This is a genomic window from Streptomyces sp. NPDC048483 (genome assembly GCF_040651455.1).
Lineage (GTDB): Bacteria > Actinomycetota > Actinomycetes > Streptomycetales > Streptomycetaceae > Streptomyces.
This window is the reverse complement of record NZ_JBEZJZ010000023.1, coordinates 13416-26981: the sequence shown is the minus strand read 5'-3', so window position 1 is coordinate 26981 and position 13566 is coordinate 13416. Positions and strand designations below refer to the sequence as shown.

Below are 13566 nucleotides of genomic sequence, written 5' to 3'. Positions count from 1 at the left end.
TCAGGCCGCCGCCGGGACCGAGGCGCGGGCCGGGACCGGCCCGCGATACGGGTCGCCTGCCGCCTGCCTACGGTGTCAGCCCGCCGCGCCCAGCCGCCACAGGGACGTGACCTCGGCCGTACGGGCCACATGGAGCGGGTCGGAGGTGTCACGGGCGCGCGGATGGCGCGGCGTGATGTCGAGCCGGTCCAGGACCGTGAGGCCGCCCCGGGCGAAGGCGTCGAGGAGCTCGGCGCGTGGCCGCAGCCCGAGGTGTTCGGCCAGGTCGGAGAGGATCAGCCACCCCTCGCCGCCCGGGGCCAGATGATCTGCCAGGCCGTCCAGGAAGCCGTGCAGCATCTGGTTGCCCGGGTCGTACACCGCGCGCTCCACCGGGGACGTCGGTTTGGCGGGCACCCAGGGGGGATTGCAGACGACCAGCGGGGCGCGCCCGGCCGGGAACAGATCGGCCTCGACCACCTCCACCTGCCCGGCGACGCCCAGCCGTTCGGTGTTCTCGCGGGCGCACGCCAGGGCGCGCGGGTCCTGGTCGGTGGCCACGATCCGCCGCACCCCGCGGCGTGCGAGCACCGAGGCCAGTACGCCGGTGCCGGTGCCGATGTCGAACGCCAGGTCCTGGCCGGGCAGCGGCGCCTCGGCCACCAGGTCGACGTACTCGCCGCGCGCCGGTGAGAAGACGCCGTAGTGCGGATGGATCCGGTCGCCGCCGAGCGCCGGGATCTCGACGCCCTTCCTGCGCCATTCGTTGGCGCCGATGAGGGCGAGCAGTTCGCGCAGGGAGAGGACGGAGGCGGTGCCGGGGGCGGCGCGCTCCGTGGATTCCGGGGCCGTCGGCGGGCCGTACGCCCTGGTGCAGGCCTCGCGGACGTCGGGTGCGCGGTGCAGCGGGACGGCGTAGGACGCGTCGAGGGGGACCAGCAGCATGCCCAGGATGCGGGCGCGCTGGTTCTGGGCGGCGCGGTGCAGATGGAATGCCTGGGTGACGTCGGCGGGGGTCGTCTTGCGGGGGCGGCGGTCGATACGGCGGGCCATCGCCGTCAGCAGCTGGCGGGCGTTGTGGAAGTCGCCGCGCCAGAGGAGAGCGGTGCCCTCGCAGGCGAGCTTGTAGGCGTCGTCGGCCTTTGTGCGGTCGTCGGCGATGACGATCCGGCGGGGCGGCGGGGAGGCGTTCTCGGAACGCCAACGGGCGGAACGGGCCTCGTCGGCCTCGGTCCATTCGACGACCGGCGGAGAGTTCACCGAAATGTGCCTCGCGATAGTGGTTCGGGCCCCGCCCTGCGGAGGGGGACGGTCGACTTTACTCCGTGCCGGGGCGGGACCCTCGTCCGCTGTCGCCGGCAGCCCGGCGGGAGCAGGATGGAGAGAGTCGGGCAAGGCGGGAGGAAGTGAGATCAGGGCGCAAAGCGCTGTTACTCGGTACATCGATCGATGTGGGGCGTACATGGCGGATCGCGGCAGCCTCCCGGTCATCGTGGCCGTGGATGGATCCGTGGACAGTGAGCGGGCGTTGCGCTGGGCCGGGGAGGCGGCGCGGCTGCGCTCCGCGGCGCTCCAGGTGGTCCATGTCTGGCCGTATGTCACCGCCGTGCGGGTCGCCGACGACGACGGATCCGGTGATCCCGTGCTGGACGAGCTGCGCGCGCAGCCGCTGGCCTGGAGCCTGCCGCAGGTCGAGTTCCGCAGCCTCAGCGGGCTGCCCGACACCCAGCTGCCCGCGCTCGGCGCCGAGGCGCAGCTGCTCGTCCTGGGCTCGCGCGGCCGAGGCGGCTTCGCCAGCCTGCTGCTCGGCTCCAACGGCCTGGCCTGCGCCGCCCAGTCGGCCTGCCCGGTCGTGGTCGTGCCCCGACCGGACCGGGACGGCACCGGGCGCGACGAGGAAAGCGAGGACGGCGAGGATGGTGAGGACGGCGAGGCACTTCCGCCAGCCGTCCTGCAGGTGACCCTCGGCGTGGACGCGACCTGCGAGGAGCCCGGCGCGATCGGCTTCGCGCTCGCCGAGGCGAGCCGCCGCGGCGCCCGGCTCAAGATCGTCTCCGGCTACTCCTGGCCGATGCTGATGCCGCCAGACTTCGCCTACGTCCCGGCGGTCTACGAGACCACGCAGCAGCAGTACGAGGACGCGCTCGGCAGCCGGCTGGCCGATGCCCTCGCCCCGCACCGCGCCCGGTACCCGGAGGTCGGCGTCCAGGTGGAGCTGCGGAACGCGGACGCCGCCGGGCAGTTGGTGGAGGCATCCAGGGCCAGCGATCTCGTGGTGGTTGCGCGGCGCCGTCGTCGGCTCCCGATCGGCCGGCGGCTGGGCTCGGTGGCGCATGCCGTACTGCTGCATGCCCTCTGCCCCATCGCCGTTGTGCCGGAGGATCCGGAAGGGCCGGCGAGTCCGGAGCGTCCGGCAGCGTAGGCGACCGGCCGTCGGTACGCCGACGTGCGGCCTGAGTCCGGGCAGTCGGACCGGGCGGTCGGACCGGCCAGCCGGGCCGGGCGGTCGGAGCCGTCAGTCGATGCCGAAGGGTGCCGCATAGCGGACGGTGCCGCGCGGAGGTATGGAGTCGTCCAGGGAGAGCGCCATAAAGGCCTCGTCCGGCCAGGGCTGCGGGGGCAGGATGCCGAAGCGGGGCGCGGCCGGCACGAAGCCGAAGCGCGGGTAGTACGGCGGATGGCCGAGGACGATCGCGGTCCGCTCACCGGCCGCCCTCGCCGACTCCAGCAGTGTCCGGATGACCGTGCCGCCCGCGCCCCGCTTCTGGTGCTCGGGCAGCACCGCGACCGGGGCGAGTGCCACGGCAGGGACATCGTCGACGTAACACCGCGTCAGCAGGGCGTGGGCGGCGACCGTGCCGTCGGGAGCGTCGGCGACGTAGGACAGACCGGGCAGCCAGGCCGGGTCGCGGCGCAGCGCGTCGACGAGATCCGCCTCCTCCGCCGTCTCGAACGCGGCGAGGCCGACCCGTCGGACGGCCGGTATGTCAGCGGAGGTCTCGGGGCGGGGACGCCAGATGCCGGCCCGCCCGCTGCCGGTGCCCGTGTGGGTGCAGCTGCTGGTGCCGGCCGGGCCGCTCATGCCGCTCGTCCTGTCCGTATTGCTCGCCTCGCTCGAACCGCTCATGCCGGCAATCGTCGCACCGGGGTCTGACAACGGGCCAGGCGTTTTCTGCCTGCCGGCGGGCATGACAGTCACCACGGCACCGGCGGTCACAACAGCCCCGCCGCCCCGCCGCCGTCAGCGCGCCGCCCGGCGCTCCGGCCGCCGCATCAGGAACACCGCCGCCGACCCCGCCGCGAACAGGGCGAACACCGACAGCGCGGTGCCCACCCAGGACACCCCGAGCCACTGGCCGCCGAAGTAGCCCAGGCTCACGCTGTACGCGGCCCAGGCGAGCCCGGCCAGTGCGGACCAGGGCAGGAACTCGCGGACCGTACGGTGCGCGACGCCGGCGCCGAGGCTGACCACCGAACGTCCGGCGGGCGCGAAGCGGGCCAGGACGACGAGGCCGCCGCCCCCGCGGGTGAGCGCCGCGCCGAGACGTTCCTGCGCGGCGGACAGGCGGCGGGAGCGGCCGATGGCCCGGTCGAAGCGGTCGCCGCCGCGCCAGGCCAGGCGATAGGCGACCATGTCGCCGAGCACCGAGGCGGTGGCCGCGCACAGCACCAGGGAGAACATTTCGGCCAGGTGGTGGCCACCGCCGTGGACGGAGGCCGCGGCGCGCACGGAGTCGACCGCGTCCGAGGCCGTGCCGGTGCCGGCGGCCGTGGTGGCCGCGGTGATCACCAGGACCCCGCTGGGCAGGATCGGCACAAAGACATCGAGGACGATGGAGAGGCTGACGATCACATACACCCAAGGGGTGCCACTGAGGGCCCCCAGGTTCTCCAACAACGCGCCACTCCCGGTCCGGACCCCGCCGCGACGTCGCTCGGTGCGGCAGGGGCGGCTCTACAGCCATACAGCGTACGCCTGGCCTTCTTGGCCTCCTGACCTGGGGCGGTGTGTGTTAAGTGGGTCACGGACCCAGGTGGCGAAGGGGCCTTGTACGACGACACGGCCCGTACGGCAGCTGCACCGTACGGGCCGTGAAAAGCGCCGGGATCCGAAGGCCCCGGCACAGGGAACGTCAGGCCGCGCTCGGCTCGCGCTGGGCGGCCGGCGCCTGCTCGGCCTGGCGGTCGCCGAAGAAGAGGCGGTCGAGCGACCAGGAGCCGGGGCCGGTGAAGATGATCAGCAGGAAGGCCCAGCAGAACATCGCGGACGCCTCGCCACCGTTCTGAATCGGCCACAGCGCCGAGCCCTGGTGGGCGGAGAAGTACGCGTACGCCATCGAGCCGGAGCTGATGAGCGCCGCCGCGCGGGTGCTGAGGCCGAGCATCACCAGGATGCCGCCGGCGAGCTGGATGACCGCGGCGTACCAGCCCGGCCAGGCGCCCGTCGGGACGGTGTGGCCGCTGCCCATCGCGCCGCCGAGGATGCCGAACAGCGAGGACGCGCCGTGGCAGGCGAAGAGCAGCCCGGTGACGACGCGGAACAGCGCGAGGACGTGCGGCGTGGATCTCTCGGTGAACGACGTCAGGGGACTGGACATGGGGACTCCTACGGCTTCTGGGGACGAGGTAACCGCTGGAAGCATAGGTTAGGGCAGCCTAATCAGTACTTGCAAGTTCAACATTTGGACGGATTGCCGCCGGCGCCGGCGTCCGCACCGCCACCTGGAGCGCCGCCCGCGCCACCGCGTCCGTATCGGCCAGTGTCACCGACCCCACACCGGGGCGCGCCCCCGCCGCCGTCACCCAGTGCACCCCCTCCGTCGGCACACCGACCGCGAACCGCCGCGGATGGCGCCGGCCGTCGGCCCCGATGAGGTGGTACGGGCTCGGCGACACATCCAGCCCGCCGGTCTCGTAACCGTCCACCGTGTGCGGCCGGCAGCCCCCGTCGGCCAGCAGCCCGGCCAGCAGCGCATCGGCGGTGCGCCGCACGTCCGGCTCCGGCAGCCGCGCCTCTATCAGGGCCGCCGCCGTCACCTCCGACCCCGGTACGTCCCGCGAACGGGCGGTGAAACCCGGCCCGCGGCCGTCCGGAGCGCCGAGCCGTACCTCCATCCGGGGCCCGATCACCTCCAGCACCCCCGCCTCCATCAGCGCCGCCATCTCCTCTATCCGGCGCCGCGGCGGCCCGATGGACAGGAACGCGTTCAGCGGCGTGTACCAGCGGTCCAGGTGGTCGCGGCGGGACGTGCCCCGCAGCCCGCCGTGGTCGACGATCTGCCGCAGCTCGTTGCGCAGATCCCGCAGCACGTCCAGCGCCGCCTTGACCGGGCCCGAGACATTGTCCTGCCGGGCGTCCGCGACGTCCTGCCGCAGCCGCGCCAGCAGCCAGCCCCGGAAGGCGGCGCGGTCGGCGAAACGCCGACCCGCGTGCGGGCGGGCGACCCGGTCCCAGTCCCAGCGTTCGGCCGGCCCGATGCCGAACGCCTCGAGCGCGTCGGCCTCTTCGGGGCTGCGGTGCGCGCTGCCCAGGAACCGCTCGCGGAACCGGTCCCCGGCCGCGGCGCCACCTGGAGTGCGGCGGCCCAGCAGCGCCTCGTAATAGACCGTCTCCACCTCCTTGGCCACCAGGGGCCACACCTCCGCCAGGAAGTCGGGCAGGTCACCGGAGTCGGCACGCTTACGGAAGGCGGCGATCACATCCGGTGTGAGCAGCAGCGGCAGATGCCGGCCGTGCGCGCCCTTCGCGTTGTCCCCGCGCGCGTGGTACGGCACACCGCGCCGGGAACCCGCGTACAACCGGGGCTCGCGGCCGGACGGCTGATAGGCCAGCGTGCCGTCCGCGCCCCGGGCGAACCGCCCGCCGCGGGCCGTCGTCAGCAGCGCCATGTGATCGAAGAAGTTCAGGCCGAGCCCGCGCAGCAGTACGGGGCGGCCGGGTGCCAGCGCCGACAGGTCCCCGGCGAGGTCGGCCGGGTTGGCGGGCGGGAGGTGGCGCAGGCCGTGCCCGGCGGCGTAGTCGGCGAGCCGCCGCTCCTCGGGGGCGGGCTCGGCCGGCAGATGGCCCTGGGCGAGCACCACCGCGCCCAGACCGTGCAGCGCCCGCCCGTCGTCCAGGTGGAGCGACTGGGAGCCGTCGGGCGCCTCGGCCAGCCGCACCGCGCGGGCGGCGTGCGCTACGACCGTCACCCCCTCTGGAGCGGTGCGCACCACCTGGCCGTGGAACCACTCCAGATAGCGGCCGTACAGGGCGCGCCCCGGATAGTCGTCCGGGCCGACGTCGCAGCCCTCCCAGGCGTACAGGCTCGGTCCGGTCCGTATCGGCCCCGCGCATTCCACGCTCTCGTCGGTGAACAGCGTGACCTGCGACGCCACGGTGTTCATCAGCAGCTCGGGCGACTGGGCGGTGCGCCATACCTGGCCGGCGCCGGGCGGCGTGGGGTCGATGACATGTACGGTCAGGAGGGTGCCCGGGGCCAGTTCGGCGGCCGAGGCGCAGACCCGCTCCAGCACACTCGTCCCGCGCGGCCCCGCGCCGACGACGGCGATGGCGGGCTGAGTGTGGCAGTCGGCGAGGTGGTCGGCGGCCAAGAGGGGCGCTCCCTGGGGCGACGGGCGAAACGTGCGCCCTATCATCACTGCCCGCCGCCGCGTCGCAGCACCCGGGGCGGCAAAAGGAGTTCGCCGGATCCGCGGGCTGTCCGCCCGGTGGCCGGCGGCCCACGGGCGCCGAACCTCCCGCATCACCGCTTTCCCTGGCAACCCGCCCACCCGCCGCGGAAAGCCGCCATAACGCCCCAAGCCGACTGCCGCCCGCAGGGCGTGGCGCCCGCCGCCCGGTGGCCCCGGACGGCGGACGCGCAGAACTGCCGGAGGGCTCAGCAGCCGTCCAGGATCTTCTTCAGCGCGGCCTTCTCCGCGGAGTCCGCGGTCATGCCGTACTCGTGCTTCACCCACACCCACATCCGGGCGTACTCACAGTGGTACGAAGCCTTCGGCGGCAGCCACTTCGCCGGGTCCTGGTCCCCCTTCTCCTGGTTGACGTTGTCGGTGACGGCGATCAGCTGAGAGTGCGTCAGGTCGTTGGCGAGCTCCTGGCGGCGCTCCGTCGTCCACTGGGCGGCGCCCGACTTCCACGCCTCCGACAGGGGTACGACATGGTCGATGTCCAGATCGGACGCCTGGGTCCAGGTCGCCCCGTCGTACGCCGAGACCCACTTGCCGCTCACCGCCGCACAGCTGCCGTCCTGCTGTACGTCCGTACCGTCCCTCTTGAGCACGACCTCGCGGGTGTTGCAGCTGTTGCCCTGGTCGATCCAGTGCGGGAACTTGTCGCGGCTGTATCCGTCCTGCGGACCCTCGGGCTGCTCCTTGATCTCGGTGAGGTACGTCTTGGCGGTGGCCGCGTCCGGCGGGCTGGGCGGCGCGGCCTGGGCGCTCTGGCCGCTCAGGACCAGCGTGCAGACCAGCGCCGTGGCCGCGCCCGCGGCGACGGACACGCGACGCGCGTAGACCTTTGACATCGGAACTCCCTTGAAGTGGGGGGAAGTCGAGCTGTGATGCGGGCCCATGGTGGCGACGTGGGGTTTCCACCGGATGGGCTTCAGGTAACAGAGTGGCGACATGCCCACGTCAGTTCAAGGGCCTGGCGGAACCCGCTGACGGAGCGCCATGCACGTGGCGGAGCCGCCCGGTTGGGGCATACCGGGGCGGACGCCCCCCTACAGTGAGCGCGTGCTGCTGCCGGTGAACATCACCCTCGGTATCGTCCTCGCTGTCCTGTTGGCCGCCGCCGTGGCCGTCGCCGCCGTGGCGCGCCTCGGCCATGCCAGGGCCATCGCCGTCGCGGGCCTGCGCGCCGCCGCCCAGTTGGCGGCCGTCTCGTACCTCATCGGCTGGGTGGTGGGGGCGCTCCCCTGGCTGGTGTGTTTCCTGGTGCTGATGTTTGCGGTGGCGGTACGGACCGCGGGCCGCCGGATCACCCGGAACCACACCTGGTGGTGGGCCGCCGTGCCGATCGCCGTCGGGGTCGCCCCGGTCATCGGCATCCTGCTGCTCACCGGCCTCCTCCCGCCGCGCGGCCTCACCCTCATCCCCGTCACCGGCATCCTCATCGGCGGGGCGCTGACCGCCACCGTCCTGGGCGGGCGGCGCGCGCTGGACGAGCTGGAGACCCGCCGTGGGGAGTTCGAGGCGGGGATCGCGCTCGGGCTGCTGGACCGGGACGCGCGGATGGAGGTGGCCCGCCCGGCAGCTTCGGACGCGCTGCTGCCGGGGCTGGACCAGACCAGGACGGTGGGGTTGGTCACGCTGCCCGGCGCCTTCGTCGGGATGCTGCTGGGCGGTGCCTCGCCCGTACAGGCCGGTGCGGTACAGCTGTTTGTGCTGGTCGCCCTGCTCGCGGTACAGGTCGCGGCCTGCGCGGTCGTGCTCGAGCTGGTGGCGTGCGGGCGGATGCACCGCGTACCCTCGACGGCAGCAGAAGGGGAGTAGCTCTCTGCCGGACCGTCGACATACTGCTGTCCCTCGTGGTCAGCCGGCGCCCGGAGGCCCGGTATGTACGTACCGCGCCAGCGAGACCTTCGGCCGCAGTGTTCAACGCTGCCGTGCCGAAGCGACCCCTCTTCCGGGCCCCTTGGGTGCGGCCCGACCGATCGAGGTAAGCACTTCGTGTTCAGCTTCACCGTCGCCGCCGTGGTCTTCGGCGTCATCTTCCTTGCCGAGCTGCCCGACAAGACCGCCCTCGCGGTGCTGATGCTCGTCACCCTCCCCCACTCTCGACTTCGCTCGAGCGGGGGGACCCCCATCCGGGCCTCGTACGTCTTCGCCGGCGTTGCCGCCGCCTTCCTGGTGCACGTCGCGCTCGCCATCGCCGCGGGCAGCGTGCTCACCCTGCTCCCGCACCGCGTGGTCCAGGCGGTGGTGGGGGTGCTCTTCCTGGCGGGCGCCGCCGTCCTGCTGTTCAAGAAGGACGACGACGAGGAAGAGGTGAAGAAGCCCGCCGACCAGAGCTTCTGGAAGGTCTCCGGGGCGGGCTTCATGATGATCATGGTGGCCGAATTCGGCGATCTGACCCAGATCATGACGGCCAACCTCGCCGCCCGTTACGACGACCCCGTCTCCGTCGGCGTCGGCGCCGTTCTGGCCCTGTGGGCCGTGGCGGGCCTGGGCATCCTGGGCGGCCGCACGCTGATGAAGTACGTACCGCTCAAGCTGATCACCAAGGTCGCGGCCGGGGTGATGGCACTGCTGGCGGCGTTCAGCCTGTACGAGGCGATCGGCGGCTGAGGCGGCGGCCGGGGTGGTGGCCGGGGCGGGCCGGGGCCGTCGGCCGTGGGTCCGCCCGCGGTCGGCAGGTCGGCGCGTTGGCAGGCCGGCCGCTCGGCCGCTCGGAGGGGCGCCGCTCGGCGGCTCAGGCCGCGATGTGCAGCGCTATCAGGCCGTCCGCCTGCGCCTCGACGCGGATCTGGGTGAGGTCGCGTACGTGAGCGGTGGGCGCGAAGGCGGGGGCGCGGTCGCCGACCCCGACGACGCGCATGCCCGCCGCCCGGCCTGCCAGGATGCCCGCCTCGGAGTCCTCGAGGACGAGGCAGTCCTCGGGGCGGTGGCCCAGCTCGGCGGCGCCCTTGAGGAAGCCCTCCGGGTCGGGCTTGCTGGCGCCCACGGACTCCGCGGTGATCCGTACGGACGGCATGGGCAGCCCGGCGGCGCCCATCCGGGCATCGGAGAGGGAAATGTCGGCGGAGGTCACCAGGGCGTGCGGGAGCCGGGCTATGGCGTCCATGAAGGCGGGTGCGCCGGGGACCGGCACCACGCCGTCCATGTCGGCGGTCTCCTGCGCCAGCATCCGGCGGTTGTCCGCCAGGTTGAGCTCCATCGGGCGGTCCGGGAGCAGCGCGGCCATGGTGGCCCAGCCCTGGCGCCCGTGGACGACCTTGAGGACCTCGTCCGCGTCCATCCCTTGCTCGGCGGCCCAGCGGCGCCAGCAGCGCTCCACGACGGCTTCGGAGTTCACGATCGTGCTGTCCATGTCCAGCAGCAGGGCGCGGGCGGTGAGCGTGGTGGTGGCCGTCATCGGCGGGCTCCTGGGCGCTACGGGCGGAGGGACAGGCACGGCCTGTGGAGACACAGACGAATACACAAGCGGTCCCGCCCGCCGGTCAGGGAATGCGGGCGGAACCACTTTGTTCCTACACGATACAAAACGGCCGGGGGTGCCGACAACCACCCTGGTCAGCGAGGGGGCCGGCCCCGCTTTCTATGGCTCGTCGGTCTGCGACTCCAAGGACGCCCGGGTCTGCTCCCCGTAGACGCCGTCCGGGTCGCCCGTCACCCCGTACGCCTCCTGATAGCGCGCGACCGCGGCCCGTACGTCCGCGTCGTACCGGCCGTCGTCGGGGCCCAGATAGCGGGCCAGCTGCCGCAGCCGGTTCTGCAGCTCCGCCACCTCGGGGCCGCTGGACCCCTCGCGCAGCGCGATCGGACCGGTGGGCGCGGTGCTCGGCTGCCCGTCCGGGGGGCGGCTGACGCTGCCGGAGGCCCGCGTGGGGGCGGGCGGCCGCGGCGTCGGCGTCCGGTGCGGCGTGAGCGTGTCCCTGGAGGTCGGGCGGGAGCTGGGGCGCTGCGAGGGTGCCTGGCTCGGGTGCGGGGAGGAGGGGCCGGTGGCGGAGGGGCCGGGGCTGCCGTGCGTCGGGAAGGCGGCGGTGGGGGCGACCGTGCTGTGATCCGGTGGCGCGGCGCGGTCGCGTTCGCCACCGGAGAGCATGTCGGTGCCGAGCAGTACCGCGGTGGCCGCCACCGCCGCCCCGGTGACGGCCAGTACGGCCGGCAACGCGCGCTTACGGGGTGCGGCGTGGCCACCAGGGGCAGCCGGGGTGCCCGGGGGAGTTTCGGACGACGAGGTGAAGGTTCTGGAGGTGGGACCGGAACGGAGCGGCCTGGGGACGGCCGGCGGCGCCTGAGGGGCGGCGGTGCGCATTCCCGTACGGGCATCAGGGATCCCCCCTGAACCGCCTAACAGGTCGTCCCGCTCATCCAGGTGGTCCCGCTCATCCCAGCCGTCCTGCCCATCCACGGCGTCCCGGTCCTCGTCGCCGTCCTGACCGGCCAACGACACATAAGGCCGGATGCGCAGCGGATCAAAGTCCTCCGCGCCGGCCGCCGCGCACAGGCAGGTCGGCAGGCCGCCGCCGCGTACGGGGGCAAAGCAGTGCGGGCAGGTCTGTGCCGTCACGAACGGTCGCCTCCAGGGAGCCGTGAGCCCTCGAACAGGCAGCGATTATGCAGAGCCCGCCGGGGTCTGCACAGGCGCTCCGGGACATCCGCCGGGCATCTCCCGGATGTCCACCAGGTGACCACGGCACCGGAGGCACCCGCAGGCGAGCCATATCGCTGTTCAGCGGGCCATATCGGGCGGAACCCACCACGATGGAAGGAACGCGAAGGGCGGCCCGCGCCGGGGGAGGGCCGTCCCGAACCGAGGGAGAAGCTCATGGCGCAGGACACCAGCGCCCCGGCCATACCCGGCGAGGGCCAGTCCCAGCAGACGGTCCTCGTCGCGATCGGCGCACTGCTGCTCGGCCTGCTGATCGCGGCACTCGACCAGACCATCGTCGCCACCGCACTGCCCACCATCGCCAGCGATCTCGGCGGCCTCAACCACCTGTCCTGGGTGGTCACCGCCTACCTCCTGGCCTCGACGGCCGCAACCCCGCTGTGGGGCAAGCTCGGCGACCAGTACGGCCGCAAGAAGCTGTTCCAGACGGCGATCGTGATCTTCCTGATCGGCTCGGTGCTGTGCGGCATCGCGCAGAACATGGGGGAACTGATCGCCTTCCGGGCCCTCCAGGGCCTGGGCGGCGGCGGCCTGATCGTGCTGTCGATGGCGATCGTCGGCGACATCGTGCCGCCCCGCGAACGCGGCAAGTACCAGGGCTTGTTCGGTGCCGTCTTCGGCGGCACCAGCGTCCTCGGCCCGCTGCTGGGCGGGCTGTTCGTCGACCATCTCAGCTGGCGCTGGGTCTTCTACATCAACGTCCCCGTCGGCATCGTGGCGCTGGCCGTCATCGCCGCCGTGCTGCACATCCCGCGCCACCGCACCCCGCACCGGATCGACTACCTGGGCACCGCCCTGATCGCCGCCGTCGCCGCCTGCTTCGTCCTGATGACCTCGCTCGGGGGCGTGAGTTACGGCTGGGGCTCCTGGCAGATCGTGGGATTCGGGGTGCTCGGCGTCCTCCTGCTCGGCGCGTTCGTCCTGGTGGAGCGCCGGGCCGCGGAACCCGTACTGCCGCTGCGCCTGTTCACCCTCCGCACCTTTACGCTGTGCGCCGTCATCGGCTTCGTCATCGGCTTCGCGATGTTCGGCTCGATGACCTATCTCCCGACGTTCCTGCAGGTCGTACAGGGAGTCACACCGACCATGTCCGGTGTGCACATGCTGCCGATGGTGCTCGGCATGCTGCTCTCGTCCACCGGCTCCGGCCAGATCGTCTCCCGTACCGGCCGCTACAAGGTCTTCCCGATCGCCGGCACCGCCGTGGTGGCCGTCGGCCTGCTGCTCCTGCACCGACTCGACCCGGCCAGCAGCGTCGCCGAAATGAGCGCCTGCTTCTTCGTCTTCGGCTTCGGACTCGGCCTGGTCATGCAGGTCCTGGTGCTCATCGTGCAGAACGCCGTCCCCTACCAGGACCTCGGCGTCGCCACTTCTGGCGCCACCTTCTTCCGCTCGATCGGCGCCTCGTTCGGAGTCTCCATCTTCGGCACCCTCTTCGCCAACAGACTCGGCCCGCGGATCGCGCACGCCCTTGGCGGGCAGCAACTGCCTCCCGGCGTCGCCCCGTCGAAGATCGCCGAGGACCCGCGCACCATCGCCCAGCTCCGGCCCGGACCGGCGGCCCGCGTCCTGGACGCCTACTCCCTCTCCATCACCGACGTCTTCCTCTACGCCGTCCCGCTGGTCCTCGTGGCCTTTGCGCTGGCCTGGTTCCTCAGGGAGGAACCGCTGCGCCGCAGCGTCACCGCCCCCGACACCAGCGAGGTGGTCTCCTCCAACCCCGTCCAACGGTCCTCGCGTGAGGAATGCGCCCGTGCGCTGTCCAAACTGGGAAGCATGGAAGGCCGCAAGCACATCTACGAGAAGATCACCGCGCGAGCCGGCCTCGACCTCAAACCCGCCTCCGCCTGGCTGGTGCTGCGTATCCACCGCCATGGATCGGTGGAAGCGGCGCTGCTCGCCGAACGCACCAATGTGCCGCTCGGCGTGATCACCGAAGCCATCCGCCAGATCGAGGAGCGCGGCCTCGCCGAACGGGAAGGGCTGATGCTGCTGGTCACCGACCTGGGACGCGACACCGCCGCCCGACTCTCGGCCGCCCGCCAGGAGTCGCTGGCGGAACTGCTGGGCGACTGGTGGACCAAGGACCGGCCCACGGATCTGACCGAACTCGTCCGGGAGCTGACGGCGGAACTCTGCGGCTCCGACGCGGAGGAACCGCACAACGGCGACGCCCGCCGGACCGTGCCGCGCACGCCGCGGGGGGTGTCGAGGCCGCCGGGCGTGACGCACTGACGGCCTGCCCCGCCGCA

General features: G+C 72.8%; 12 protein-coding genes. 4 read left to right on the top strand and 8 right to left on the bottom strand.

Annotation, left to right across the window (positions count from 1 at the left end):
• Window positions 1-75 precede the first annotated feature (75 nt).
• Window positions 76-1239, bottom strand: coding sequence for a class I SAM-dependent methyltransferase (locus tag AB0D04_RS14975; protein ID WP_362702950.1), 1164 nt, complete (start codon window positions 1237-1239; stop codon window positions 76-78).
• A gap of 202 nt (window positions 1240-1441) precedes the next feature.
• Between AB0D04_RS14975 and AB0D04_RS14970 the strand changes: the two genes are divergently transcribed.
• Entirely contained in the window at window positions 1442-2401 is a 960-nt protein-coding gene (locus AB0D04_RS14970; RefSeq protein WP_362702948.1) for a universal stress protein, read from the top strand.
• A 93-nt stretch (window positions 2402-2494) separates the two neighbouring features.
• Here the strand turns inward: AB0D04_RS14970 and AB0D04_RS14965 are convergent, their stop codons facing one another.
• From AB0D04_RS14965 to AB0D04_RS14945, 5 genes are all read right to left on the bottom strand, one after another.
• Entirely contained in the window at window positions 2495-3106 is a 612-nt protein-coding gene (locus AB0D04_RS14965) for an N-acetyltransferase (protein WP_362702946.1), read from the bottom strand.
• Window positions 3107-3220: 114 nt separating this feature from the next.
• On the bottom strand, window positions 3221-3877 hold the full coding sequence (locus AB0D04_RS14960; protein WP_362702944.1) for a VTT domain-containing protein: 657 nt from the start codon (window positions 3875-3877) through the stop codon (window positions 3221-3223).
• 235 nt (window positions 3878-4112) lie between these two features.
• Complete coding sequence (locus AB0D04_RS14955) at window positions 4113-4577, bottom strand: DoxX family protein (protein WP_362702942.1); 465 nt, start codon at window positions 4575-4577, stop codon at window positions 4113-4115.
• A 58-nt stretch (window positions 4578-4635) separates the two neighbouring features.
• Window positions 4636-6570, bottom strand: coding sequence for an FAD/NAD(P)-binding protein (locus AB0D04_RS14950; protein ID WP_362702940.1), 1935 nt, complete (start codon window positions 6568-6570; stop codon window positions 4636-4638).
• A gap of 287 nt (window positions 6571-6857) precedes the next feature.
• Window positions 6858-7502: an HNH endonuclease family protein gene (locus AB0D04_RS14945; RefSeq protein ID WP_362702938.1), complete on the bottom strand. Its 645-nt coding sequence runs from the start codon at window positions 7500-7502 to the stop codon at window positions 6858-6860.
• Window positions 7503-7713: 211 nt separating this feature from the next.
• On the opposite strand from AB0D04_RS14945, the gene AB0D04_RS14940 reads away from it, so the two are divergent.
• Window positions 7714-8472, top strand: a complete 759-nt coding sequence (locus tag AB0D04_RS14940) for an ABC transporter permease (protein WP_362702936.1) — start codon at window positions 7714-7716, stop codon at window positions 8470-8472.
• 177 nt (window positions 8473-8649) lie between these two features.
• Window positions 8650-9267, top strand: a complete 618-nt coding sequence (locus AB0D04_RS14935) for a TMEM165/GDT1 family protein (protein WP_362702935.1) — start codon at window positions 8650-8652, stop codon at window positions 9265-9267.
• Between the two features lie 124 nt (window positions 9268-9391).
• Here AB0D04_RS14935 and AB0D04_RS14930 read toward each other — a convergent pair whose 3' ends face one another.
• Together AB0D04_RS14930 and AB0D04_RS14925 are read right to left on the bottom strand one after the other, a co-directional pair.
• Window positions 9392-10054: an HAD-IA family hydrolase gene (locus AB0D04_RS14930; RefSeq protein ID WP_362702934.1), complete on the bottom strand. Its 663-nt coding sequence runs from the start codon at window positions 10052-10054 to the stop codon at window positions 9392-9394.
• Between the two features lie 183 nt (window positions 10055-10237).
• A complete protein-coding gene (locus AB0D04_RS14925; RefSeq protein WP_362702932.1) occupies window positions 10238-11212 on the bottom strand; it encodes a peptidoglycan-binding protein in 975 nt (324 codons plus the stop codon).
• Here AB0D04_RS14925 and AB0D04_RS14920 point away from each other — a divergent pair.
• Window positions 11189-13549 carry an MFS transporter gene (locus AB0D04_RS14920; protein ID WP_362702930.1) on the top strand — a complete coding sequence of 787 codons (2361 nt, stop codon included), beginning with the start codon at window positions 11189-11191 and terminating at the stop codon, window positions 13547-13549. The genes AB0D04_RS14925 and AB0D04_RS14920 overlap by 24 nt on opposite strands.
• Window positions 13550-13566: the final 17 nt, after the last annotated feature.

Bases quoted from the DNA above. Each gene is read 5' to 3' on its own strand.
- AB0D04_RS14930 (WP_362702934.1), bottom strand. From the start codon at position 10,054: ATGACGGCCACCACCACGCTCACCGCCCGCGCCCTGCTGCTGGACATG.
- AB0D04_RS14955 (WP_362702942.1), bottom strand. From the start codon at position 4,577: ATGTCCAGTCCCCTGACGTCGTTCACCGAGAGATCCACGCCGCACGTC.
- AB0D04_RS14970 (WP_362702948.1), top strand. From the start codon at position 1,442: ATGGCGGATCGCGGCAGCCTCCCGGTCATCGTGGCCGTGGATGGATCC.
- AB0D04_RS14965 (WP_362702946.1), bottom strand. From the start codon at position 3,106: ATGAGCGGTTCGAGCGAGGCGAGCAATACGGACAGGACGAGCGGCATG.
- AB0D04_RS14945 (WP_362702938.1), bottom strand. From the start codon at position 7,502: ATGTCAAAGGTCTACGCGCGTCGCGTGTCCGTCGCCGCGGGCGCGGCC.